This window comes from Comamonas testosteroni, from assembly GCF_014076415.1.
Taxonomy (GTDB): domain Bacteria; phylum Pseudomonadota; class Gammaproteobacteria; order Burkholderiales; family Burkholderiaceae_C; genus Comamonas; species Comamonas testosteroni_F.
This window is the reverse complement of record NZ_CP043568.1, coordinates 5,127,297-5,151,967: the sequence shown is the minus strand read 5'-3', so window position 1 is coordinate 5,151,967 and position 24,671 is coordinate 5,127,297. Positions and strand designations below refer to the sequence as shown.

The following is a 24,671-nucleotide window of genomic DNA, read 5'->3' as shown; positions in this document are numbered from 1 at the left end:
CGCCATGCAAGACGAAGACCTCAAGCTCGACGATCAGGCTCTGCTGCAGGAGGAGGGTGCTATGCAAATGCAAGCGTCTTCCGCAGAGCTGCAAAGTCTTGTGGACGAGAAATTGGTTGAAGTGATTCAGGAGCAAGTGCAAGCAGCTCCTGAAATGGAAGCGCCTGTCATCATCGCCAAGACGCTGGACGCAGAGCCGGTGCCCGATATCTCCACCTTGACGGCAGCCAGGGATGCGGCCGCCTTTGTGGCACAGATCTTTGCCGACCCCAGCATCTCCGATGCCGCCGACGCCGAAGTGACTGCCGCCGAGCCGCAGCCCGAAGCCGAGCAGCACGAGGCGGTGGAGCTGCCGCCTGTCCCCGTGCATTGGCCGCAAGGCGCGGCCCAGCACCTGCAGGGTCAGCGCGTGCTGATTCTGGGTCTGGGCATCTCGGGCATAGCGATGGCCCGCTGGTGCGTGCGTGCCGGTGCCGAGGTCACGGTGGCCGACACGCGTGAAGCCCCTCCCTATCTGTCTGCGCTGCAGACCGAGCTGCCCGGCGCGCGCTTTGTCGCCGGCGCATTCACGGCGGCTCTGGTCGACGGCCAGAGCCTGAGCTCCGTCTATCGTTCGCCGGGTCTGAGCCCGGCCAGCGTGGCGCCGGTCTTCAATGCCGCGCGCAGTATCGGCCTGCCCACGGGCGGCGAACTGGATCTGTTTGCCCTTGCGCTCAAGGGCCTGCGCGAAGCCCATGGCTATGCGCCCAAGGTGCTGGGCATCACCGGCACCAATGGCAAGACCACGGTCACCTCGCTGACCGGTCAGCTGCTGGAGCATGCGGGCTTGAGCGTGGGCGTGGCCGGCAATATCGGTCCCACGCTGCTCGATACCCTGTCCGGGCGCATCGATGCCGAGACTCTGCCCCAGGCCTGGGTGCTGGAGCTCTCCAGCTTTCAGCTCGACGACTGCCACGGCTTCGAGCCTACGGCAGCCACGGTGCTCAATATCACCCAGGACCATCTGGACTGGCATGGCGGCATGCAGGCCTATGCCGATGCCAAGGCCCATGTCTTCGGCGAGCAGGCTCTGATGGTGCTCAACCGCGAAGATCCCGTCGTCATGGCCATGCTGCCCGCGCCCGTGGCGGTGCCCGGCAAGCGCGGCAAGACTTTTCAGCGCGCCCATGTCACCTTTGGCGGCGACATGCCGCGCCACCCAGGTGACTTCGGTCTGGAAGTGGTCAACGGCATGACCTGGCTGGTGCGCGCCCACGAGGCCGACGAAACCAGCAAGGGCAAGAACGCAGACGATCTGCACATCGTGCGCCTGATGCCTGCCGATGCGCTGCGCATCCGCGGCCGCCACAACGCCATCAATGCGCTGTCGGCCCTGGCGCTGGCGACCGGCGCGGGATGCACGCTTGCTCCGCTGCTCTACGGCCTGCGCGAATACCGGGGCGAGCCGCACCGCGTGCAGCCCGTGGGTCGGGTGGGCGATGTCGAGTACTTCGACGACAGCAAGGGCACGAATGTGGGCGCCACCGTGGCCGCCCTCATGGGCCTGGGGCCGGACCACCGCATCGTGGTGATTCTGGGCGGTCTGGGCAAGGGCCAGGACTTCACGCCGCTGGCCGCCCCTGTTTCGCGCTATGTGCGCGCGGCCGTGCTGATCGGCCAGGACGCGCCGCTGATTCGCGAGGCGCTTGGCGACACCGGCGTGGCCCTGGTCGATGCTGCAAGCATGCAGGACGCCGTGCAGCAGGCCGCACGCCTGGCCCATGCCAATGATGCCGTGCTGCTCTCGCCTGCCTGCGCGAGCATGGACATGTTCAAGGACTATGCGGACCGCGCCCACCAGTTTGTGGAAGCGGTGCGTGAGCTGGCGCTTGAAGCCGGCCAGCAACTGGAGGACGGCGCATGACAGCCGCCTTCCTGACCAGCCTCTCCAGCCGCATGCGCTCGTGGTTCCGCAGCGCAGAGGAACGGCCCATCGACGTGCTGCCTGTGCGCGTAGGCGGGCCGCTGTACGACCGTCCCACCCGCACTCCGGCCAGCGTACTGGGGCTGGATCAGGCATTGATCTGGGTCGTCATCGCCTTGCTGTCCTGGAGTCTGGTCATGGTGTATTCGGCATCGATTGCGATGCCCGACAACCCGCGCTTCGGCAAGATCGAGCCCTATCACTTTTTGCTGCGTCACACCATGTCGATAGGCATGGCCTTTGTGGCCGCGCTGCTGGCCTTCCAGGTGCCCATGAATGTCTGGGAGAAGGTGGCTCGCAAGCTGTTTCTGATCTCCATCGTGTTGCTGGTGGCGGTGCTGATCCCGCATGTGGGCACGGTGGTCAACGGCGCGCGGCGCTGGCTGTCGCTGGGCATCATGAACTTCCAGCCTTCCGAGCTGGCCAAGTTCTCCATCCTGATCTACGCGGCCGACTACATGGTGCGCAAGATGGAGGTCAAGGAGCGCTTCTTCCGCGCCGTGCTGCCCATGGGCCTGGCTGTGGTCGTGGTGGGCGTGCTGCTGCTGGCCGAGCCAGACATGGGGGCCTTCATGGTGATCGTCGTGATCTCCATGGGCATTCTGTTCCTGGGTGGCGTGAATGCGCGCATGTTCTTCATCATCGCACTGCTGGTGGTGCTGGCCTTCGGCATGATCATCGCCACCTCGGAGTGGCGTCGTGAGCGTATTTTTGCCTACCTCGATCCCTGGGATGAGAAGCATGCGCTGGGCAAGGGCTACCAGCTCTCGCATGCGCTGATTGCCATCGGGCGGGGCGAGATCTTTGGCGTGGGCCTGGGTCGCAGCGTGGAAAAGCTGCACTGGCTGCCTGAGGCGCATACCGACTTTCTGCTGGCCGTGATCGGCGAGGAGTTTGGTCTGGTCGGCCTGCTGCTGATTGCTGCCGTCTTCTTCTGGCTGACCCGCCGCATCATGCTGATCGGCCGTCAGGCCATCGCGCTGGACCGTGTCTTTGCCGGGCTGGTGGCCGAGGGCGTGGCGATCTGGATGGGCTTCCAGGCCTTTATCAACATGGGCGTGAATCTGGGCGCCCTGCCAACCAAAGGCCTGACTCTGCCGTTGATGAGTTTTGGCGGTTCGGCCATTTTGATGAATTTGATTGCGATAGCTGTGGTGCTCCGAGTCGACTACGAAAACAAGCTGCTGATGAAGGGAGGCCACGCATGAGCCTGCTCATCAAGCCAAACAAGCCGCGCACGGCACTGGTGATGGCCGGTGGTACCGGCGGACATATCTTCCCCGGTCTGGCCGTGGCACAGGAGCTGCGTGCGCGAGGCTGGAATGTGCACTGGCTGGGCGCGCCTGGCTCCATGGAGTCGCGCATCGTGCCGCCCCAGGGCTTTGCGCTGGAGCTGATCGAATTTGGCGGTGTGCGCGGCAAGGGACTCAAGACCCTGGTGCAACTGCCGTTCAAGCTGGCGAAGGCATTCGCGCAGGCGCGAGCCGTGATGAAGCGCGTGCGGCCCGATGTGGTCATCGGCCTGGGCGGTTACCTCACCGTGCCCGGTGGCCTGATGGCTGCGGCTTCGGGGGTGCCCGTGGTGCTGCACGAGCAGAACTCTGTGGCCGGCATGGCCAACAAGGTCGTGGCCAAGGTTGCCAAGCGAGTGTTCACGGCTTTCCCCAAGGTATTTGCCAAGGGCGAATGGGTGGGCAATCCGCTGCGTCAAGCGTTTCTGGAGCAGGCCGAGCCCGCCCAGCGCTTTGCCGGGCGCAGCGGCCCGCTCAAGCTGCTGGTGGTGGGCGGCAGCCTGGGCGCCAGGGCGCTCAACGAGATCGTGCCCCAGGCTCTGGCCCTGATGCCTGCCGATCAGCGCCCCGTGGTGTTGCACCAAAGCGGTACTGCCCAGATCGATGCGCTGCGTGCCAACTATCAGGCTGCCGGCGTGCAGGCCGAGCTGACTCCTTTCATCGACGACACGGCCAAGGCTTTTGCGGATGCCGATCTCGTCGTCTGCCGTGCCGGTGCCAGCACCGTGACCGAGATCGCCGCCGTAGGGGCGGCAGCGGTCTATGTACCCTTCCCGGCTGCGGTGGATGACCACCAGACCAGCAATGCCCGCTTCCTGGTGGATGCCGGTGGCGGTTGGTTACAGCCGCAAAGTACTTTGAGCGCCCAAGGGTTGGCGGAAATGCTACAAAATATGCAGCGTGCGACGCTGTTGGAGCGCGCTGAACTCGCGAAGAAAATGCAAAAGACTGATGCCACCGCGAAGGTGGTCGCCGCTTGTGAGGAGTTGGCAGCATGAAACACGCCATTCATCACATTCACTTTGTCGGTATTGGCGGCGCCGGCATGAGCGGTATTGCAGAGGTTCTGCATAACCTGGGTTACGCCATTTCAGGCTCCGATCTGGCTGACAGCGCCACGCTGCGCCGCCTGGCCGGCCTGGGCATCAAGACCTTTGTCGGTCATGCGGCCGAGAACGTTGACGGCAGCGATGCCGTGGTGACATCCACGGCCGTGCAGGGCGACAACCCCGAGGTCCTGGCGGCCCGCCAGAAAAAGATTCCTGTGGTTCCCCGTGCCCTGATGCTGGCCGAGCTGATGCGCTTCAAGCAGGGCATCGCCATTGCCGGCGCGCACGGCAAGACCACCACCACCAGTCTGGTGACCAGCGTGCTGGCCGAGGCCGGTCTGGATCCCACCTTCGTGATCGGCGGCAAGCTCAACAGTGCCGGAGCGAATGCCAAGCTGGGCCAGGGCGACTACATCGTGGTCGAGGCAGACGAGTCCGATGCCTCTTTCCTGAACCTGCTGCCTGTGATGGCCGTCGTCACCAATATCGACGCCGATCACATGGAAACCTACGGCCATGACTTCGGCCGTCTCAAGCAGGCCTTTGTCGATTTCCTGCATCGCATGCCGTTTTACGGGCGTGCCATTCTCTGCGTCGACAGCCCTGCCGTGCGTGAGATCCTGCCCAAGCTGGCGCGCCCGGTCACGACCTACGGCTTTGCCGAAGATGCCCAGGTGCGCGCCGTGAACGTGCGTGCCGAAGCCGGTCGCATGCGCTTTACCGTGCGCCGCCAGAACGGCCAGAGCTACCCCGACCTGGAAGTCGTGCTGAGCCTGCCTGGCGAGCACAACGTGCTCAACGCCCTGTCTGCCGTAGCGGTGGCCATGGAACTCGAAATTTCCGACGAGGCGCTGCTGCGCGCCTTGGAAGGCTTCAAGGGGGTGGGACGGCGCTTCCAGCGCTATGGCGAACTGCCTGTTGCCAATGGCGGCACTTTCACCGTCATCGACGACTACGGCCATCACCCCGTGGAAATGGCTGCCACGCTGGCTGCGGCACGCGGCGCCTTCCCGGGCCAGCGCCTGGTGCTGGCCTTCCAGCCACACCGCTACAGCCGCACACGCGACTGTTTCGAGGACTTCGTGAAAGTCATCGGCAGTGCCGATTCCGTGCTGCTGGCCGAGGTCTATGCCGCAGGCGAGGCCCCCATCGTGGCTGCCGACGGTCGATCCCTGGCTCGCGCTTTGCGTGTGGCCGGCAAGGTCGAGCCTGTATTTGTGGAAAACATTGCCGATATGCCGGCAGCCATCGCTGCCAATGCGCAAGCGGGCGATGTATTGCTGTGCATGGGGGCCGGATCGATTGGCGCCGTGCCTGGGAAATTGGTTGAAATGCTTCAGAAACAAGAGCTGGCTGCGCCCGCAGGGAGCGCGCAATGAGCATGTTTGGTACAAATATCGACGTGAGGGCGCTGGGCAAGGTCGCCGTGCTTATGGGCGGTCGCTCGTCCGAACGTGAGGTCTCGCTCATGTCCGGCGCTGGTGTGCTGGCCGCATTGCTGTCCAAGGGTGTCGATGCCCACAAGTTCGACCCCGCCGAACAGGGGCTGGACCAGCTCAAGGTGCAAGGCTTTGACCGCTGCTTCATCGCGCTGCATGGCCGCTACGGCGAGGACGGCACGGTGCAGGGCGCGCTGGAGTTGCTGGACATTCCGTATACGGGTTCGGGCGTGATGGCTTCCAGCATCGCCATGGACAAGATCATGACCAAGCGCATCTGGCGCTTTGAAGGCCTGCCCACGCCGGACTGGCGCATGGTCGATTCGGCCGAAGCCACCCGTGACGCGTTGCAGGCCCTGGGCGCTCCCATGATCGTCAAGCCCGCACGCGACGGCTCCAGCATCGGCCTGACCAAGGTGATGAATGCAGACGAATGCGCCAAGGCCTACGAGCTGGCGGCCCAGTACGACGCAGAAGTGCTGTGCGAGCAGTTCATTGCCGGTGACGAGACCACCTGCCCCGTGCTGGGCACGGGAGCCAAGGCCGCTGCGCTGCCGGTGATCCGCATCGTGGCGCCCGAAGGCAACTACGACTACCAGAACAAGTACTTCACAGATACCACGCAGTACCACTGCCCTAGCGGCCTGCCGGCTGCCGAGGAGGCCGAGATCCAGCGCATTGTGGAGAAAGCCTTCCGTACGCTGGGCTGCCGTGGCTGGGCGCGTGCCGACATCATGATTCGCGCCAGCGACCGCAAGCCTTTCTTGCTGGAGATCAATACCTCTCCAGGCATGACGGGGCATTCTCTCGTCCCCATGGCTGCGCGCGCTTCCGGCGTGAGCTACGAAAACCTGTGCCTTGGCATTCTGGCCATGAGCACGCTGGATGGAGAAGCGGAGCTGCCATGAACCGCAACCACCCCACAGCCGTCGTCCCGTTCGACGTCAAGCTCATGAACATCACTGCCACGGTGATGTTCATGGGCTGCTTGACGGCGTGCGTGATGGCCGTGGGGTGGTGGTTGATGCGGACTCCGGCCTTCAATATCGGCCGCATCGTGGTGGAAGGCGAGTTGGTGCATAACAACGCCGTGACGCTGCGTGCCAATGTGGCGCCAGTGCTCAAAGGCAACTTCTTCACGGTGGACCTGAAGGCGGCCCAGCACGCATTCGAGCAAGTGCCCTGGGTGCAGGAGGCGCAGGTGCGCCGCGAGTATCCGAACGGCTTGCGCGTTGCGCTCAAGGAGCATGTGGCCGAGGCCTTCTGGGGGGCTGAGACCGGTACCGGTCTGGTCAACAAGGCCGGTGAAGTGTTTGAAGCCAATCTGGGCGAACTGGACCGCGAAGGTCTGCCGCGTCTGCAAGGCCCCGAGGGCTCGGCACCGCGTGTCCTGCAGATGTATCGAGCGCTGGAGCCGGCCTTGAAGCCGCTCGATGTGGCGCTGGACAGCCTGACTCTGGATGCGCGTGGCAGTTGGACGCTGGTGCTGGACAACGATGCGCTGGTGGAACTGGGCGGCGGCACCACCGAAGACATATTGCAGCGCGTGCAGCGCTTTGTGCGCACGCTGCCTCAGATCACCTCTCAATACAAGCGCTCGGCTGCGGCACTGGAGTCTGCAGACCTGCGTTACGAAGACGGCTATGCCTTGCGACTCAAGGGCGTGACCACTGGAATCTCCGCGCCGGCAACTGCTGCCAGGGCCAGACGATAAGCGGGAGCAGGGGAACAGACATGCAAGGCGCACACAAAGACAAGACAGAACCTACCGGGGGCGGAAGCTGATATGGCAAGAGAATACAAGGATGTGATTGTTGGGCTGGATATCGGCACGGCCAAGGTCATGGCGGTGGTGGCCGAGGTCATGTCCAATGGCGAGCTCAAGCTGGCAGGGCTGGGCGTAGCTCCCAGCAACGGCTTGAAGCGCGGCGTGGTCGTGAACATCGATGCGACCGTGCAAAGCATCCAGCAGGCGCTCAAAGAGGCCGAGCTGATGGCGGATTGCAAGATTCAGCGCGTGTGCACCGGCATTACGGGCAGCCATATCCGCGGTCTGAATTCCAGCGGCATGGTGGCCATCAAGGACAAGGAAGTCTCGTCCACCGATATGGCCCGCGTGATGGAAACCGCCAAGGCCATCAATATCTCGTCCGACCAGCGCCTGCTGCTGGTCGAGGCGCAGGAGTTCGTCATTGACGGCCACGAGGTGCGCGAGCCCATCGGCATGAGCGGCATTCGCCTTGAAGCGAAGATCCATATCGTGACCGGCGCCCAGAGCGCGGCCGAGAACATCATCAAATGCGTGCGCCGCTGCGGCCTGGAAGTCGAGCAACTGCTGCTCAACCCGCTGGCGTCGGCCCAGGCCGTACTGACCGACGACGAGCGCGAGCTGGGCGTGGCCGTGGTGGATATCGGTGCGGGCGCAACCGATGTTGCCATCTTCACCGGCGGTGCGATTCGCCACACGGCCGTGATCCCGATTGCCGGTGACCTGATCACCAGCGACATCGCCATGGCCCTGCGCACTCCTACCAAGGATGCCGAGGACATCAAGGTCGAGAGCGGCTACGCCAAGCAATTGCTGGCAGATCCCGACGCCCAGGTCGAAGTGCCGGGCCTGGGCGACCGCAGCCCGCGCATGATCAGCAAGCAGGCCCTGGCCGGTGTGATCGAGCCCCGCGTGGAAGAGATCTTCTCGCTGGTGCAGCAGGTCATCCGCGAATCGGGCTACGAAGAAGTACTGTCCTCGGGCATCGTGCTCACTGGCGGCAGCGCCGTCATGCCTGGAATGATCGAGCTGGGCGAAGACATCTTCCTCAAGCCCGTGCGTCGCGGGCTTCCCAAATATTCCGGTGCGCTGGCCGACATGGTCGCCCAGCCCCGTGCCGCCACGGTGATGGGCCTGCTCGATGAAGCACGCCTGGCACGTCTGCGTGGCTACAAGGTGGCCCAGAAGAGCGGTTCCATGAAGACTGCTTTTGGCCGGTTCAAAGACTTCATCGTGGGGAACTTCTGATATGAGCGCTTATCGCATGTTCATCACCGGACCACCACAGATGGATTTTTCGCGGTATCGACGACGAAGACCGCGAAGACCTCAAGAGTTCGAAATTTCTTTTCCACAGCAGCGACAAACCACCACTAGAGAACAGGAGCACCACCATGCCTATCGACATGATTGAAACCGAAGAATTCAACCAAGGCACGCAGATCAAGGTGATCGGCGTCGGCGGCGGCGGCGGCAACGCCGTCGACCACATGATTGAACGCAGCGTTCAGGGCGTCGAATTCATTACGGCCAATACCGATGCTCAAGCTCTGTTGCGCAGCCGCGCCCACCGCACCATCCATCTGGGTGGCAGCGGCCTGGGTGCCGGCAGCAAGCCCGACAAGGGCCGCGACGCTGCGGAAGCTGCTGTGGAAGATATTCGCGCTGCCATCGAAGGCGCGCACATGCTCTTCATTACGGCAGGCATGGGTGGTGGTACGGGTACCGGTGCATCGCCTGTGATCGCACGAGTGGCCAAGGAAATGGGCATTCTGACTGTGGGTGTGGTGACCAAGCCTTTCGAGTGGGAAGGCGGCCGCCGCATGCAGAACGCTGACGCCGGCCTGGCCGAGCTGGAAGCGAATGTGGACTCGCTGATCGTTGTGCTCAACGAAAAGCTGCTCGATGTGCTGGGCGACGATATCTCCCAGGACGAGGCTTTTGCCCATGCCAATGACGTTCTGAAGAACGCCGTGGGCGGCATTGCCGAAATCATCAACGAGTACGGCCATGTGAACGTCGACTTCGAAGACGTGCGCACTGTGATGGGTGAGCCCGGCAAGGCCATGATGGGCACGGCCAAGGCCGCCGGTCCTGATCGTGCCCGTATCGCTGCCGAGCAGGCCGTGGCCTGCCCGCTGCTGGAAGGCATTGATCTGTCCGGCGCCAAGGGCGTGCTGGTGCTGGTCACCGCAGCCAAGGGCAGCCTCAAGCTGTCCGAGTCGCGTCTGGCCATGTCTACCATCAACGCCTACGCGTCTCCCGATGCGCATGTGATCTATGGCGCTGCCTACGATGACTCGCTGGGCGACGAAATCCGTGTGACCGTGGTGGCCACCGGCCTGTCGCGTCCCAATGTGCGTCGCCAGAACATCCAGGTGGTGCAGGGCGGTCTGCGTACCGGTACCGACAACGTGGCCGTAGGTCTGCCTCCCCTGGGCGGCATGGAATACGGCACGGCCAACACCAATGTGCCCAGCGTCTGGCGTACCAACCGCACCCAGGCTTCGGAGCGTGTGAGCGCCCTGGCATCTGGCGGCATGGACGATGTGGAGATCCCTGCGTTCCTGCGCAAGCAGGCGGACTGACCGCCCGGCACCCCCTGAGCGGCTTTGCCGCTTCCTTCTCTCTGGCGCTTTGCGCCGGAGGGGGGCGACACCCTCGGTGCGGGGCGGCGGGGCCGTCCAGGTCCTTGCTCGGCATCTCTGAGTTGGTGCTCGCCAGTATTTGAGAGGTCAGCCGCAAAGGCCTTTGGTTCGTTAAGGACTGAAGGCCCATCGGTTCGCTGTATCGCAGCGATTAAGACAACCCTGGGTCGGCGTAAGCCGGCTCGGGGTTGTCCCATTTAAAATACCAGCATGCTTCAGCAACGTACCATCAAGACCATTTCCCGTGCCGTAGGCGTGGGCCTGCACAGCGGCCAGCGAGTCGAGCTGACGCTGCGCCCTGCCCAGCCTGATACCGGCATCGTGTTCCGTCGTGTGGACTTGCCCGAGCCTGTGGATATCCCCATTTCCGCCGAGGCCGTGACCGACACGCGCATGGCCTCGACCATCGGCAGCGGCGGTGCCAAGGTACATACGGTGGAGCACCTGATGTCGGCCATCGCCGGTCTGGGAATCGACAACCTCTATGTGGACATCACTGCCGAGGAGGTGCCGATTCTCGATGGTTCCTCGTCCTCGTTCGTGTTTCTGCTGCAAAGCGCCGGAATCGAGTTGCAGAAGGCTCCCAAGCGCTTCATCCGCATCAAGAGCCCGATCGAGGTACGCGAAGGCGAAGGCCAGAACCTCAAGTGGGCGCGCTTCGATCCCTACCACGGCTTCAAGCTGCGCTTCGAGATCGACTTCGCTCACCCCGCCGTGGATTCGACGGGGCAGTGCGTGGAGTTCGACATGGGCCTGGACAACTACACACGTGATATCGCCCGTGCGCGCACCTTCGGCTTCACCAAGGATGTGGAAATGCTGCGCAACAACGGCCTGGCATTGGGAGGCGGGCTGGACAACGCCATCGTCATGGACGACTACAAGGTCCTGAACAGCGACGGCCTGCGCTATGACGACGAGTTTGCCAAGCACAAGATCCTTGATGCGATCGGTGACCTGTATCTGATCGGCAAGCCCATTCTCGGTGCCTATAGCGCCTTTCGCTCGGGTCACGGCCTCAACAACAAGCTGCTGCGCTCCATGATTGCTCAGCCCGAGACCTGGGAGCTCGTGACCTTTGAGAGCGAGCGCCAGGCTCCCCAGGGCTTTGCCATGCCCGCCCAGGCCTGGTAGACCTCCATGCTGATCTTTCGCTGGCTGGCCACCTTGCTGATTCTGGCTTCGGCACTGAGCTTTGCCTTCTATCTGGGAACCGGCAAGGCGCACTACAAGCGCCTTGGTTTTTTGCTGTTCAAGTGGACGGTGATCGCCGGTCTCGCCTTTTTTGCCGTGATGTTTGTCGGGCGCATCCTCTGAGAGTTAATGAATATTGATAGCGGCTTGCCAAATCCGGCTCGGCGTTTCATAGGTTTCTGTTCTGTAAACAGCGCGCAAAAAGTGGTAAATCGGCAGTTGCTCACTTCTTGCGGTACCGAAATTGGGTAAAGATGGCTCTGCTGCGGCCGCCATGACTGGCCGCACACCTTGTTGACCGAAACGATTCGACAAAGGAGTACCCATGTCCCGTTTGACTACCCGCATTCTTTCTGCCTCCGTTGCCGCCTGCCTGGGCCTGGGCAGTCTGGCCGTCCAGGCGCAGCCCGGCCCACCGCCTGGCCGCGGCAATGGGCATGGAGCGCAGGACATGCGCCATGGCGGTCGCCATGATGATCGTGGCCGGCATGAGCAGCGCTATGACAGGCGTGATGACCGACGTGCCGATCATCACGACAATGGTCGCCGTGGCGGTGGTCCCGACCATAACTGGTACAAGGGCAGTCGCGTGCCGCCGCAATACCGCAGCCAGCACTATGTGGTGAATGACTGGCGCGGCCATCATCTGTCGGCACCGCCGCGTGGCTACCACTGGATTCAGAACGGCGGCGACTATCTGCTGGTTGCCATTGCCACAGGTGTGATCGCCTCCATGGTGCTGAGCGCCTATTAAGCAAATCACACCATCAAAAAAGCCGTGACATGTCACGGCTTTTTTGTATCAGGCAGAGCTTTGAAACGGTGTGCGCTCCAACTCGAAGGCAGCGAGCAAGGGCCATCCTGCGGCGCAACTGCCGACCCCTTCCAAAGAGAGAAGGGAAAGCCGCGAAGCGGCTCAGGGCGAGCTCAATAGACCCGTCCGCTCCGGTACATGGCATGTTGCTTGCGGCGCAGATCGGTGGACTTGGCCATCAGTCCCATGGCGGCAGCCGCGTGGGCATGGGTGATGGCCAGTCCCAGCGCGTCGGCGGCATCGGTACCAGGCAGACCGGGCAGTTGCAGCAGCCGCTTGACCATTTCCTGAATCTGGCTCTTGGCCGCGCGGCCATGGCCTACCACGGCTTTTTTCATCTGCAGGGCGGTGTATTCGGAAACCGCGAGATTGGCGTTGACCAGGGCCGTCAGCGCCGCACCACGGGCCTGGCCCAGCAGCAGCGTGGACTGGGGGTTGACGTTGACGAAGACGATTTCCACGGCAGCCACCTCGGGCTGGTAGCGCGAGGCGACTTCCGAGATGCCGTCGAACAGCACCTTGAGACGGCCCGGCAGGTCGCCGAGCTCCATCTTGTTGGTGCGTATGGTGCCGCTGGCCACATAGGACAGGCGCTGGCCTTCCATGTCGATGACGCCAAAGCCCGTGGTCTGCAGGCCAGGGTCGATTCCTAGAATTCGCATGGCTGTCGATTATCCACGTACAAAACCTTCACGTTCCATGCGGGTGGCAGCAAGCAAGAGCCGCCTCGCGGCGATGCTGCCTTCTGCTCGGGGGAAGGCGTGGGCCGCCCAGGCGAAGCGCCTCAGGGAGGCGTCACCATCGGTATATAGCGTGCAATCGTGCGACTGCGCTGCGCCAGATAGCGCGATTGCGGCATTTTCTCGAAGCGCTTGGGCGCCGGAAGCATGGCGGCAAGTCGCGCTGCCTCCGCAGCATTGAGCTGGGTGGCACTCTTGCGGAAGTAATGCCGGGCGGCGGCCTCGGCGCCGAATACGCCCTGGCCCCATTCCACATTGTTGAGGTAGATCTCCAGAATGCGCTGCTTGCTCAGCATCAGCTCCAGCAATTGCGCCAGCACCAGCTCCTGGCCCTTGCGCAGAAAATTGCGTTCGCCCGACAGCAGCAGGTTCTTGGCCAGCTGCTGGGTGATGGTGGAGCCACCATAGACCTTGGCGGGCTTGCTGTTGCTTCCGGCTTTTTCTGCCTGCATGGCCCTGGCCTCGGCTTTGGCGTTGCGCTGCCAGGCCCTCTGAACGGCATCCCATTCCACGCCGTGGTGGTCCATGAAGCCGGCATCTTCGGAGGCAATCACCGCGCGCTTGAGGTGGCTGGAGATCTGGCCGTAGTCCACCCATTGCTGGCGCCAGCGCAGGCCCTCGCTGCTGTGCGCAAGCTGCCAGGCTTCGGAGCGCTGATAGCTGGTGGACTCTGGATCCAACCAGGCCATGACTGCGATGCGTGCTGCAAAAAATAATTGCAGCAACAGCCCTGCGCAGAGCACAAGCAACAGCAGTCGGCCAAGAGCTTTCATGGTGCGTGGTGATTTCAATGTGCCGCTTCGGCTTGCAGCAAGGCACGCAACTCGGCCAGAACCTGCGCAGACGGCGGACGCACGCCGCGCCACAAGGCAAAGGATTCAGCAGCCTGCTCCACCAGCATGCCCAGGCCATCACGCGCCAGCGCGCCGTGGCTGCTGGCCCAGTCCAGAAAATTCTGGGCGGCGGGGCCGTACATCATGTCGTATGCCAGACTGCGTGCGTGCAGCACGCTGGCGGGCGCGGGCACATCAGACCCAGCCAAACTGCTGGCCGTGGCGTTGATGACGATGTCGAAATTTTGGGTCAGATCGATCTCGAGCACTTGTCTTTCAAGTGCTAGCAGCTCTACTTTATGTAGTGTGGCAATGTCCGTATGCTGCTGGACCAGCGTTTGAGCCCTGGCATGAGTGCGGTTGACCACGACCAGGCGGCGGGGCTTTTGCTCCAGCATAGAGCCCAGGGCTCCAGCGGCGGCGCCACCCGCACCCAGCAGCAGCACATCGCGCCCGGCGATGGGCACACCGGCATTGCGGGTGATGTCGGCGACGATGCCCAGGCCATCGGTGTTGTCGGCATGAATGCCGTTGGCGCCGAATACCAGCGTATTGGCGGCACCAGCCAGCCGCACGCGCTCGCTGGTACTGGTGGCCAGCTCGGCCGCCTGCAGCTTGAAGGGAACGGTCACATTGCAGCCCTTGCCGCCGCGCGCGGCAAAGTCGCGCACAAAGTCGGCAAAGCCATCCAGCGGCACCAGGGCGCGGTCGTAGCTGAGGGGCTGGCCGGTCAGCTCGGCGAAGCGGGCATGAATCCAGGGGGAGCGGCTATGGGCAACGGGGTTGCCCATGACGCAGTAGGCATCAAGCGTATTGGTCATAAAAAGGCTGAAAGAAATCGCTGAGCAGAGTTGGATACGCGTTGGGACAGTGGCCCGTGAAACCGGCCAAGCCTAAGCCGAGGCAGATGCGCAAGGGCCGTCCCGCCGCGCTGGCTGCGTTCCCCGCCCGCAAGCGAAGCGATGCGAAAGCGGGGGAAGACGCCGAAGGCGGCACAGGGGGTCACCTTATGTCTGTTTCCAGTGTCTGCTCGCGCGTGAACCTGAAGCGCGAGACGACGGCAATCTGATCGGCCTTGGAGCGCATGGCCGGGCCGAAGTGGCCGTAGGGGCCGGCGGCGCGGGCGATGGCCTCGGCACGGGTATCGAGCATGCGGTTGCCCGAGCCCTGCACAACCTCGGTGGAAAGCACGCGGCCGTCATGGTTCACGGTCAGGATCATGACCAGCTCGCCATACAGCTTCTGGCCCTTGTACTCGGGGAAATTTTCCGTGCCCTTGTCCTCCACCTTGCGGCGCAGCGCATCGTAGTAGACCGCATACACGGCCTCCTTGGTGGCGGGGCTGATATAGCGCTTCTTGGGGCGGGCGTTCTCTTCGTTGATGCGCTTTTCAATCTCGGCCAGCAGCTTGATGAGCTGCAAGCGCTTTTCTTCCTGTGCCTCCAGGGCCTTGTTGTCGGCGCTCAGGCGCGGGTCTATGGGGGGCAGCGCGGCCACTTGCTGGCGCAGTTGGGTCAGCAAGTGGTTCTGCTGCTCCTGCATGGCATCGAGCTGGCGCTGTTTTTCCTCGAAATCATCGCCCACTGTCGTCAGCGCCGAGTAGGGCATGGGACTGGTGGAGCGGCCCTGGTCGGCATCGCCGCCGCCAGCCAGCGAGGTCTGGGCAATGGCCTGGGCCTTGTCCGGCGTCTCGTTGGCGCGGGCGTTGACCAGGATCACTTCCAGCGGCGTGTCCTGAAACACGCGCTCGAAGCGTTCCGGGTCCACGAAGCGGATGGCCAGTAGCACGGCATGGATGGCGATGGAAACGCCTAGCGCCAGCTGCAGCGTACTCAGTCGTCGAAGAGAGGTGGGCAGTTTCACGGCAGCGTCAGGGCTATGAGGTGTGGAGGTCAGGACTTGGGCTGGTCTGCAGCGGGATCGGCTTCGTTCATGTCCACTGCAATGGAGATGGGGCCGGCCACGGTTTCTTCATCGTCCTCGCCGCTGTCCTCATCTTCGCTTTCGGCCTCGGCTCCTGCATCCAGGCGTTCGATCAGCGTCCCCGAGATGTCCAGCGAGATCTCGTCGATCTCGCCGAGCTTGACGCGAACATGGGCGCCGCGCGGCAGGTTCTGCGCACCCAGCACGGGCAGCACCAGAGGCAGATTGTCGGCGCGCACCAGGAAGGAACCGTTGGGGCCTTCCTTGAACACGCTGGCCGTCAGTTCGCTGATGCCGTTCTGCTCCAGATACTTGAGTGTCCAGAAACGCTCCATGCCGGCCTGATAGCCGTTGTAGGCGCTGTAGGCGCCGTCAAAGCTGCTGATGATGCCGAACAGCTCGGCGTCCTTGGGCTTGAAGGGCGCTGCAAGGGCAGCCGTCTTGCCATGGCGGGCGCAGGCAATGATCTGCCATTGATTGACAAGGTCCACATAGCGGCGCAGCGGCGAGGTGGCCCAGGAGTAGGCTTTCACGCCGATACCGGCATGCGGCAAGGCCTTGGTGCTCATGCGTACCTTGACGCCGGGTGCCAGGCTGGCCTGGCTGCGGTAGATGCCGGGCACACCGTGCTCGGCCAGCATCAGCCCCCAGGTGCTGTTGGCCACGATGGCGGCCTCGGCCACGATCAGGTCCAGCGGCGCGCCGCGCTTGCGCACGGTGATCTGCACCTGCTCGCTGCCGTTGGGCTCGGCGCCGTCGTTGCCGACGAGACGGAAGTTGTAGTCCGGGCGGTTGAAGTTCTCGGGCTTGCCGCGCACGACTTCGCGATTGGCCTTGAGGAACTTGGACCAGCGCTGCAAAAAGGTGAGCTCCTTGCGCTTTCCCAGCAAAGAATCGGGCGTGTTTTCAACTTCGATTGAGGAGTCCGTCAGCCATTCCTCGGTGACGATGTGATCGAGCTTGTCGTAGCGGAAGTTGACTTCCACTGGCACGCGCTCGAGACGGGTTTCGCTGGAGATGGTCTCCAGCGTCTCCTCGTTGATCTGCACATACAGAGAAACGGCGGGGTTGGAGCGGCCTTCGTCCAGCGTGTAGATATGCACCACGTCGTCGGGCAGCATGGTGATCTTGTAGCCGGGCATGTAGACGGTGGACAGGCGGGCGCGGCCCAGCTTGTCCAGCTCGCCGCCGGGCGTGATGGCCAGACCGGGAGCGGCAATGTGGATGCCCACGGTGACGGTGCCCGTGCCCAGGCCGGTGACGGACAGCGCATCGTCGATTTCGGTGGTGGCCGAGTCGTCGATGGAGAAGGCCTGTACATCGGCCACGGGCAGGTCGTCCGGTGGCTGGGGAGCCTGCACGGAGGGGAAGCCTGTGCCCTTGGGGAAGTTGTCGAACAGGAAGCGCTTCCAGTGGAACTGGTAGGACGAGTCGATGGCGCCAGCGCGGTGCAGCAGCTCCAGCGGGGCCAGCTTGGTGGCGCGGCTGGCGTCGACCACGGCCTTGTATTCGGGGGCGTTCTTGTCGGGCTTGAACAGAATCTTGTAGAGCTGCTCGCGGATCGCCTGCGGGCACTCGCCGCGGCCCAGTTCCTCGGCCCAGGCGTCGATCTGTGACTGAATCTGCTTTTTCTTCTCGATGGCGGCAAGGGCTTGCTGCAGGATTTCTGCAGGGGCCTTCTTGAAGCGGCCCTTGCCCGCACGACGGAAATAGTGCGGTGCGTCGTAGAGGCAGAACAGCGCACCGGCCTGCTGGGCCAGCGTCGCGGATTCTGAAAAATAGTCACGCGCCAGGTCGGCAAAGCCGAACTCTTCCTCGGGCGCAAATTCCCAGGCCAGATCCAGATCGATCTCGGCGGCCTGGGCCTGGCCCTGAGCGATCAACTCGGCAGGAGCCGGCTTCTCGAACTTGAGCAGGATATTGGCGGCCTTGACCTTGACCCGCTTGCCCGAGTCCAGCTCGACTTGGGCAGAGGATTCGGCTTCGGAGAGGATGCGCCCGGCCAGAAATTTGCCGGCTTCTTCAAACAGTGCGTGCATAACCGCGCATTTTCCCACGAGCCGAACATTCGGCGCTCAGAAGTGATTCAGTTCATGCTTGAGATCGGTCAATATCAGACGCGGCACCCGCGCGGTAAGGGCTGCGAACAGGGGGCGTTATAGCGATACAGCCGTTCCCTGGGGCGGCGCATGGAGTCGCCGAGGGGGTCAGGCCAAGGCCAGGAATTCGTCGATCCGGTCCAGATACTCGGCAAAGTTGCTCAGGGCGTGGTCGCCGCCTTCTTGCACCAATTGCAGGGCGTGAGGGTAGCGCTCGCTCATCTCGTTCCAGTCCAGCACCTCGTCGCCCTGGGCGATCAACACCATCTCGGGTGCTGCCGGCGTCATGGCGCGGGTGTCGAGCTGGCGCAATTCCTCAATGTATTCGGGGCGAAAGAAGAAGGTTTCCTCAGGGTCATGCCAGCTGGACTGCTCGCCAATGTATTTTTCCAGGTCGCGGGCCGGGTTGACGGCGGGGTTGATCATCACGCTCTTGCAGCGTGCCAGCTGGGCCACCCAGCTGGCGTAATAGCCACCCAGCGACGAACCCATGACGGCCATGTTCTGGCGTGGCCAGTTGGCGATGCCCTCGGCGATCACGGCCGCCGCTTCTCGCGGCGAGGGCGGCAGCTGAGGACACCACCAGCGTACCTTGGAATGCCTGGCGCCCACATAGTCCGCCATGATGCGTGCCTTGTTGGACTGAGGGGAGGAGCGAAAGCCATGCAGATACAGCAGGTGGGTGGTCGTCATAGCGGCAATCTCCTCTGGTAAAAAACACTTCTGTCTCGGTCATTGTGGACTGTCTGCCCCAAGCCTATCAGGGGAGAAGGCCTATGGCGGGGGGAATGAGCCTGGGCCGACTTGAGTCGTCAGCAAAGCTCAACCCTGCAAGCTGCACGGCGGTCGGCTCCCACGATAATTGCGGCCCATGTCCGCCATCGAATTCGATAAGCCCTCGCTGCTGCAACGCATTGTTCCGCTGTTTCGCGGCTTTGATTTCCTGTTGCTTCTCTTTATCGCCATGTTGGCGGGGGCGGGGCTGCTGGCCATGTACTCGGCGGGTTTCGATCACGGCACGCGCTTTGTGGACCACGGCCGCAATATGCTGATTGCGGCGGGTCTGCTGTTCGTGCTGGCCCAGATATCCCCCCAGCAACTGATGAAGGTGGCCGTGCCGCTCTACACCCTGGGCGTGGTGTTGCTGGTGGCGGTGGCGCTGTTCGGCATCACCAAGAAGGGGGCCACGCGCTGGGTGAATGTGGGAGTGGTGATTCAGCCCTCCGAGCTTTTGAAGATCGCCACGCCGCTGATGCTGGCCTGGTGGTTCCAGCGCCGCGAGGGAAATCTGCGCGCCTCGGACTTTGTCATTGCCTTTGTGTTGCTGATGGTGCCTGTGGGCCTGATCATGAAGCAGCCAGACCTGGGCACCTCGCTGCTGGTGATGGCTGCAGGTCTGTCCGTGATCTTTTTTGCCGGCCTGCCCTGGAAGCTCATCGTGCCCCCCGTGCTGCTGGCCTTGGTCGGCATCTTCCTGATCGTCTGGTTCGAGCCCCAGCTCTGTGCCGACGGCGTGAGCTGGTATTTTCTGCATGACTATCAGCGTACACGCGTCTGTACCTTGCTGGACCCCACGCGCGACCCTCTGGGCAAGGGCTTTCACATCATTCAGGGCATGATCGCCATCGGTTCGGGCGGTGTCTGGGGCAAGGGTTTTATGGCGGGCACGCAGACTCACCTGGAATTCATTCCAGAGCGCACCACCGACTTCATCTTTGCCGCCTATTCCGAGGAATTCGGCCTCATAGGCAATCTGTTCATCATCGTCGGCTTTCTCTTGCTTGTCTGGCGCGGGCTGGCCATTTCCATGAATGCCAACTCGCTGTTCGGCCGACTGATGGCAGCTGCCGTGGCCATGATCTTCTTCACCTATGCGTTCGTGAACATGGGCATGGTCAGCGGCATCCTGCCGGTGGTAGGTGTGCCTCTGCCTTTCATCAGCTATGGCGGCACGGCCATGGTCACGCTGGGCCTGGCGCTGGGTGTGCTGATGTCGGTGTCGCGGGCGCAGCGGCAACTCCCCGGCGGTGATGGGCATATTCCCCATTCGTGAAGACCCGTGATAGGGCTTGGATGCTCTTAAAAGGAGAGCTTCTATCCCATGTCCTGAAAGCTTTGAGTAATAGTTTTATGTGAAACTGCGCGTCGGGGCAGCGCGTTTAGATCGTTGAAAAATGTCAGTAGTTCCGTCCAAGGTCTTGCTTCGACTGTAAACAGCGTTTACAAACGGTTCTGGGGGGGTCAGAAGACCGATCAAGCGGGAGCGGCAAAGACCCAGGTGGGGTTCTGCAATGCAAAGCGGGCAGGGCGGAACCCGGCAAGTGCGAAGCTAAGTGAATGGAGCGGAATGTTGTTCAGCCTGGTGGGGCAGCATTCCGCTCTTTTTTATGCGCAGCCCGAGACAAGTCAGGGCTTGCAGCTATCTCTACAATGCTCTCATGATTTCCCGCGAACCCACCATCGAACGCTTGGCCACGGCCCGTCAGTTGCTGCTTGAGCCCTTCGGCCTGGACGAAACCCATCTTGCGCGTGCGCTTGCCGAAATTCGCTCGCACCAGGTGGATGACGCCGATCTCTACTTCCAGTACACCCGCGCGGAAGGCTGGAGTCTGGAGGAAGGCATCGTCAAGACCGGCTCCTTCTCCATCGATCAGGGAGTAGGCGTTCGGGCGGTCAGCGGCGAGAAGACGGCTTTTGCCTATTCCGACGACATTTCCGAAGCCTCGCTGCTGGATGCCGCACGTACCGTGCGCTCCATCTCCAGCGCCACCCAGACGCGCCGCGTCAAGGCGGGTGCGCAGAAGATTGCGCAAAGCCGCTCGCTCTATCCTGAGCTGGACCCCATCAGCACGCTGGACAGCACGGCCAAGGTCGAGTTGCTGGGCAAGGTGGAAAAGCTGGCCCGCGCCAAGGACCCGCGCGTGGTGCAGGTCATGGCCGGTCTCGCCAGTGAATACGATGTGGTGCTGGTGGCCCGTGCCGACGGCACGCTGGCCGCTGACGTGCGCCCGCTGGTGCGCCTGTCGGTAACGGTGATCGCCGAGCAGAAGGGCCGCCGCGAGGTGGGCTCCTCCGGTGGTGGCGGTCGCTTCGGTCTTGCCTATTTCAGTGACGAGCAGATCAGCCAGTATGTGGACGAGGCCGTGCATGCAGCCCTGGTCAACCTCGAATCGCGTCCCGCACCGGCAGGCGTGATGACCGTAGTGCTGGGCTCGGGCTGGCCCGGCGTGCTGTTCCACGAGGCCGTGGGCCACGGTCTGGAAGGTGACTTCAACCGCAAGGGCTCCAGCGCCTTCAGCGGTCGCATCGGTCAGCGCGTGGCCGCCAAGGGCGTGACCGTGCTGGATGACGGCACGATTGCCGATCGCCGCGGCTCCTTGAACGTGGACGACGAAGGCCATGTCAGCCAGAGCAATGTGCTGATCGAGGACGGCATTCTCAAGGGCTATATCCAGGACTCGATGAATGCGCGCCTGATGGGCGTCAAGCCCACGGGCAATGGCCGTCGCGAAAGCTATGCCCACATTCCCATGCCGCGCATGACCAACACCTATATGCTGGGTGGCGACAAGGACCCGCAGGAGATCATCGGCTCCATCAAGAAGGGCCTGTATGCCACGAACTTCGGCGGCGGTCAGGTGGACATCACCAGCGGCAAGTTCGTGTTCTCTGCCAGCGAAGCCTACTGGGTGGAAAACGGCAAGATCCAGTACCCCGTCAAGGGAGCGACCATCATCGGCAGCGGCCCGGAGTCGCTCAAGCACATCAGCATGATAGGCAACGACATGCGCCTGGACTCGGGTGTGGGCACCTGCGGCAAGGAAGGCCAGAGCGTGCCTGTGGGCGTGGGTCAGCCTACGCTGCGCATTGATGGGCTGACGGTTGGTGGCACGGCCTGATAGAGAGATTTCATGGCGGCTCTGCCCGCCGCGAGCACCAAACCCCGCTTTGCATGTCAGAGCGGGGTTTTTTCATTTCAGCGTGGTGCAAACCGTTCGCCACAGACCGCTTGCGGCAACAAAGCTTGTGGCAAGACGCTGTAGGTCGCCGGGCAGCAGGGTTTTTGTACGGTGTTTTGTGGGTTGATCTTGAATATTGTTGATTCGCTGAAAAATTGCATTGATTCTTGGTAAATTGGAATTAATATCAATAAAATTCTGAAAAACAAGAAAAAACACAGAAATAGTGCATTTGGATGAATTTTGAAAAATGCGCCATTTCAGAGGGAAAGCCTGTTTTGGACAGAACAGCGGTGCGAGCTGCTGATGTTGCAATGCAAAAGAGCTGTGCTACATTGAAAGACATGCAAACGCAACGCGCCTATTTCTTTTACTTTTGGTTCTCGCCCCCGGCGGCTGAGAGGTAAACGCGCGCACCCTGCAAACACCTCCCAAAGAACCGCCGAAGCTGCAAAGCCCGGCGGTTTTTTTTCACCCCTACGTTTCAGCACCCCCGGTTTTCAACGATCAAACACCTCACGAAAGATTGCCATGACTGCTCTGAACACTTCCGCCACCGATTCCTGGTATCGCGCCGGCTCTCCCAAGACAGGTCAGACCGACGACGCACGTATCAAGGAAATCACAGTGTTACCCCCTCCAGAGCACCTCATCCGCTTCTTCCCCATTCGCGGCACTGCCGTGGAGACGCTGATCAGCGACACCCGCCGCAGCATCCACAACATCATGCGTGCGCAGGATGATCGTCTGCTGGTCATCGTCGGCCCTTGTTCCATTCACGATCCGGCCGCTGCCCTGGACTATGCCCGCCGTCTGGCCGTGGTGCGCGAGCAGTACAAGGACACGCTGGAAGTGGTGATGCGCGTCTACTTCGAGAAGCCCCGCACCACCGTGGGCTGGAAGGGACTGATCAATGATCCCTACCTGGATCAGAGCTATCGCATCGACGAAGGCCTGCGCATTGCGCGCCAGCTCCTGATCGACATCAACCGCCTGGGTGTGCCTGCGGCCAGCGAGTTCCTGGACGTGATCTCGCCCCAGTACATCGGCGATCTGATCAGCTGGGGCGCCATCGGTGCCCGCACCACGGAAAGCCAGGTGCATCGTGAACTGGCTTCGGGCATTTCGGCACCGATTGGCTTCAAGAACGGCACGGACGGCAATATCCGCATTGCCACCGACGCGATTCAGTCGGCCAGCCGAGGTCACCATTTCCTGTCGGTACACAAGAACGGCCAGGTCGCCATCGTGCATACGGGCGGCAATCAGGACTGTCACGTGATTCTGCGCGGTGGCAAGACGCCCAACTACGATGCGGCGCATGTGGCAGCCGCCTGCCGGGATCTGGAGGCAGCGGGCCTCACGCCTTCGCTGATGGTGGATTGCAGCCACGCCAACAGCAACAAGCAGCATGAGCGCCAGAAGGATGTGGCCCGTGATATCGCGGCTCAGATTGCAGGTGGCTCCAGCAGCGTCTTCGGCGTGATGATCGAAGGTCATCTGGTCGGCGGTGCGCAGAAGTTCACTCCCGGCAAGGATGAGGTCTGCGATCTGACCTACGGCCAGAGCATTACCGATGCCTGCCTGGGCTGGGACGATTCCCTGGCAACGCTGCAGGAGCTGTCGCAGGCCGTGAGCCAGCGCCGCGCGGCTGCGGCTGCCTGCAAGCAGGAAGCCGAAGTGCTCGCCTGATCGACAGAGCGGGCATGAACGAAACAGGCCACAGGGATTGTTCCCTGTGGCCTGTTTGTTTTTCCAGATGGCGTGGAGCGGCTCGCCTGCCGGCTCAGTGCTTGGTGTCCGGTGCCGGCTCCGGCGTCATCTCGCAGCCGTTGAGCGTGGCATCGATGCGGTTGAGCAGGCGCAGCAGATGCTGCTTGTCAAAGTCGGTGCGCTGCTGCCACTCGTGATCGGCCAGCGGATAGACATGGCTTTGGTGGGGGAGGCTGCCCTTGGCATCGATCACGGCGTGCAGGCGCGGGATGAATACCCATTGCAGCCACTCGTGCAGCTTGAGCGTGTCGTACATGAAAGGCGTGGTGGATTCCAGTGCCTTGGGGTCTGGTGCTACGGCGGACCAGAGCTTCTGGACCTGCAGTTCGGCCTCCAGTTGTTGCAGATGCTCGCGTATTTCTTTGTGGATGTTTTCAGCGGTCATGGTGATGGTTCCTGAAGGCGTTGCAAGGCCTGCAAACGGGTATTCGTCAAAAATCTATCCAGTATGTAAGTCCTCTCATCACATTTTCAAGGCAGGAGCCTGGATGGAGATAACTGGCGGGTTACGAGTCCGTAATGACACTTGAAAAAGACGGTTTTGCCCTTATATTCATGCCAAGCATGCGAGCAATGCTATGAAATTTAAAGATTTTTCATTGCTTTGCATGCCATGTTCCTGTAACCACTGTGATGCTTGATGCAAGTCTTTCAGGCCATGCATTGGTTGCCGCAGCTGTTTGCAAGCCGTCAGCTTGCAGCGTCTTCAGCACCGCGGTCACTATTAAGCTGTGGCCACGACAACGAATGGTGCAAGAGTCACCAGGTCAGAGGAGATTTATGCGTAGTGAAGTAATCGTGGTTTTGGATGGCGACCGTGAATACCGGGTCGATACCCAGTCCCTGTCCCCTATCAGTTCGGACGAAGGCCGACGCTGGCTGGATCAGCAGTTTGTCTCGCTCGAGTGCGAGCCTTTGCGGGCCACGGGCAAGGTGTTGCTGGCCGACAAGCTGGTGGTGGTGGCGCGTGAAGCGCGCAATCGCCCCGAGCTGTTTGACAACGAAGACTGGCGCAACAGCTATGCCCTGGCAGCGCATGCTGTGCTGTCCAAGCCCTTGATCCGGGTGGATGTGCCGGCGATGTCGATTAGTTATTGACCCCCCCTGAGCCGCTTTGCGGCTTCCCCCCAGGGGGACGACGCCTTTGCTGCGGGGCGGCCCTTGCTTGGCGTCTCTG

General features: G+C 62.2%; 24 protein-coding genes. 15 read left to right on the top strand and 9 right to left on the bottom strand.

Annotation, left to right across the window (positions count from 1 at the left end; genetic code table 11):
• Positions 1-4 precede the first annotated feature (4 nt).
• From murD to F0P97_RS23700, 10 genes are all read left to right on the top strand, one after another.
• Entirely contained in the window at positions 5-1,903 is a 1,899-nt protein-coding gene (murD, locus tag F0P97_RS23745) for a UDP-N-acetylmuramoyl-L-alanine--D-glutamate ligase (RefSeq protein ID WP_182284572.1), read from the top strand.
• Positions 1,900-3,171 (top strand): putative lipid II flippase FtsW, encoded by a 1,272-nt coding sequence (gene ftsW, locus F0P97_RS23740; protein WP_182284571.1) that lies wholly within the window; start codon positions 1,900-1,902, stop codon positions 3,169-3,171. The genes murD and ftsW overlap by 4 nt, the downstream gene beginning before the upstream one ends.
• Positions 3,168-4,253 (top strand): undecaprenyldiphospho-muramoylpentapeptide beta-N-acetylglucosaminyltransferase, encoded by a 1,086-nt coding sequence (gene murG, locus F0P97_RS23735; protein WP_182284570.1) that lies wholly within the window; start codon positions 3,168-3,170, stop codon positions 4,251-4,253. The genes ftsW and murG overlap by 4 nt, the downstream gene beginning before the upstream one ends.
• On the top strand, positions 4,250-5,683 hold the full coding sequence (gene murC / locus F0P97_RS23730) for a UDP-N-acetylmuramate--L-alanine ligase (RefSeq protein ID WP_182284569.1): 1,434 nt from the start codon (positions 4,250-4,252) through the stop codon (positions 5,681-5,683). Before murG ends, murC begins: the two co-directional genes overlap by 4 nt.
• Positions 5,680-6,651: a D-alanine--D-alanine ligase gene (locus F0P97_RS23725; RefSeq protein ID WP_182284568.1), complete on the top strand. Its 972-nt coding sequence runs from the start codon at positions 5,680-5,682 to the stop codon at positions 6,649-6,651. Before murC ends, F0P97_RS23725 begins: the two co-directional genes overlap by 4 nt.
• The gene (locus F0P97_RS23720) at positions 6,648-7,457 is read left to right on the top strand and encodes a cell division protein FtsQ/DivIB (RefSeq protein ID WP_182284567.1); all 810 of its coding nucleotides are present in this window, start codon (positions 6,648-6,650) and stop codon (positions 7,455-7,457) included. The genes F0P97_RS23725 and F0P97_RS23720 overlap by 4 nt, the downstream gene beginning before the upstream one ends.
• Before the next feature lie 72 nt (positions 7,458-7,529).
• On the top strand, positions 7,530-8,759 hold the full coding sequence (ftsA, locus tag F0P97_RS23715; RefSeq protein WP_003051293.1) for a cell division protein FtsA: 1,230 nt from the start codon (positions 7,530-7,532) through the stop codon (positions 8,757-8,759).
• A gap of 146 nt (positions 8,760-8,905) precedes the next feature.
• The gene (ftsZ, locus tag F0P97_RS23710; protein ID WP_003051295.1) at positions 8,906-10,099 is read left to right on the top strand and encodes a cell division protein FtsZ; all 1,194 of its coding nucleotides are present in this window, start codon (positions 8,906-8,908) and stop codon (positions 10,097-10,099) included.
• Positions 10,100-10,369: 270 nt separating this feature from the next.
• Positions 10,370-11,293 (top strand): UDP-3-O-acyl-N-acetylglucosamine deacetylase, encoded by a 924-nt coding sequence (lpxC, locus tag F0P97_RS23705; RefSeq protein WP_182284566.1) that lies wholly within the window; start codon positions 10,370-10,372, stop codon positions 11,291-11,293.
• A 6-nt stretch (positions 11,294-11,299) separates the two neighbouring features.
• Positions 11,300-11,476, top strand: a complete 177-nt coding sequence (locus tag F0P97_RS23700; protein WP_182284565.1) for a hypothetical protein — start codon at positions 11,300-11,302, stop codon at positions 11,474-11,476.
• Positions 11,477-11,479: 3 nt separating this feature from the next.
• On the opposite strand, the gene F0P97_RS23695 is transcribed toward F0P97_RS23700, so the two are convergent.
• A complete protein-coding gene (locus F0P97_RS23695; RefSeq protein WP_182284564.1) occupies positions 11,480-11,680 on the bottom strand; it encodes a hypothetical protein in 201 nt (66 codons plus the stop codon).
• Here F0P97_RS23695 and F0P97_RS23690 point away from each other — a divergent pair.
• Positions 11,679-12,107: an RcnB family protein gene (locus F0P97_RS23690; protein WP_182284563.1), complete on the top strand. Its 429-nt coding sequence runs from the start codon at positions 11,679-11,681 to the stop codon at positions 12,105-12,107. The two genes, F0P97_RS23695 and F0P97_RS23690, sit on opposite strands and share 2 nt — an antisense overlap.
• Positions 12,108-12,280: 173 nt before the next feature.
• Here the strand turns inward: F0P97_RS23690 and ruvC are convergent, their stop codons facing one another.
• From ruvC to F0P97_RS23660, 6 genes are all read right to left on the bottom strand, one after another.
• On the bottom strand, positions 12,281-12,829 hold the full coding sequence (gene ruvC, locus F0P97_RS23685; RefSeq protein WP_182284562.1) for a crossover junction endodeoxyribonuclease RuvC: 549 nt from the start codon (positions 12,827-12,829) through the stop codon (positions 12,281-12,283).
• Positions 12,830-12,951: 122 nt separating this feature from the next.
• Positions 12,952-13,680 carry a monofunctional biosynthetic peptidoglycan transglycosylase gene (gene mtgA / locus F0P97_RS23680; RefSeq protein WP_182284561.1) on the bottom strand — a complete coding sequence of 243 codons (729 nt, stop codon included), beginning with the start codon at positions 13,678-13,680 and terminating at the stop codon, positions 12,952-12,954.
• Positions 13,681-13,694: 14 nt separating this feature from the next.
• Complete coding sequence (gene aroE / locus F0P97_RS23675; protein ID WP_182284560.1) at positions 13,695-14,561, bottom strand: shikimate dehydrogenase; 867 nt, start codon at positions 14,559-14,561, stop codon at positions 13,695-13,697.
• 181 nt (positions 14,562-14,742) lie between these two features.
• Entirely contained in the window at positions 14,743-15,603 is an 861-nt protein-coding gene (locus F0P97_RS23670; protein ID WP_182284559.1) for an energy transducer TonB, read from the bottom strand.
• 29 nt (positions 15,604-15,632) lie between these two features.
• Complete coding sequence (locus tag F0P97_RS23665) at positions 15,633-17,702, bottom strand: ribonuclease catalytic domain-containing protein (RefSeq protein ID WP_182284558.1); 2,070 nt, start codon at positions 17,700-17,702, stop codon at positions 15,633-15,635.
• Positions 17,703-17,870: 168 nt separating this feature from the next.
• Positions 17,871-18,455 (bottom strand): YqiA/YcfP family alpha/beta fold hydrolase, encoded by a 585-nt coding sequence (locus tag F0P97_RS23660; protein ID WP_182284557.1) that lies wholly within the window; start codon positions 18,453-18,455, stop codon positions 17,871-17,873.
• A gap of 178 nt (positions 18,456-18,633) precedes the next feature.
• Between F0P97_RS23660 and rodA the strand changes: the two genes are divergently transcribed.
• Positions 18,634-19,815 (top strand): rod shape-determining protein RodA, encoded by a 1,182-nt coding sequence (rodA, locus tag F0P97_RS23655; protein WP_182284556.1) that lies wholly within the window; start codon positions 18,634-18,636, stop codon positions 19,813-19,815.
• Between the two features lie 385 nt (positions 19,816-20,200).
• Positions 20,201-21,661: a metalloprotease TldD gene (tldD, locus tag F0P97_RS23650; RefSeq protein WP_003051333.1), complete on the top strand. Its 1,461-nt coding sequence runs from the start codon at positions 20,201-20,203 to the stop codon at positions 21,659-21,661.
• A gap of 72 nt (positions 21,662-21,733) precedes the next feature.
• Here tldD and F0P97_RS23645 read toward each other — a convergent pair whose 3' ends face one another.
• Complete coding sequence (locus F0P97_RS23645) at positions 21,734-22,036, bottom strand: ABC transporter (protein ID WP_182284555.1); 303 nt, start codon at positions 22,034-22,036, stop codon at positions 21,734-21,736.
• A 216-nt stretch (positions 22,037-22,252) separates the two neighbouring features.
• Here F0P97_RS23645 and F0P97_RS23640 point away from each other — a divergent pair, with 216 nt between their 5' ends.
• Positions 22,253-23,413 (top strand): 3-deoxy-7-phosphoheptulonate synthase, encoded by a 1,161-nt coding sequence (locus F0P97_RS23640; protein WP_232538037.1) that lies wholly within the window; start codon positions 22,253-22,255, stop codon positions 23,411-23,413.
• Between the two features lie 94 nt (positions 23,414-23,507).
• Here the strand turns inward: F0P97_RS23640 and F0P97_RS23635 are convergent, their stop codons facing one another.
• Positions 23,508-23,879: a YqcC family protein gene (locus tag F0P97_RS23635; RefSeq protein ID WP_182284554.1), complete on the bottom strand. Its 372-nt coding sequence runs from the start codon at positions 23,877-23,879 to the stop codon at positions 23,508-23,510.
• A 395-nt stretch (positions 23,880-24,274) separates the two neighbouring features.
• On the opposite strand from F0P97_RS23635, the gene F0P97_RS23630 reads away from it, so the two are divergent.
• Positions 24,275-24,592, top strand: a complete 318-nt coding sequence (locus tag F0P97_RS23630; protein ID WP_012839818.1) for a hypothetical protein — start codon at positions 24,275-24,277, stop codon at positions 24,590-24,592.
• Positions 24,593-24,671: the final 79 nt, after the last annotated feature.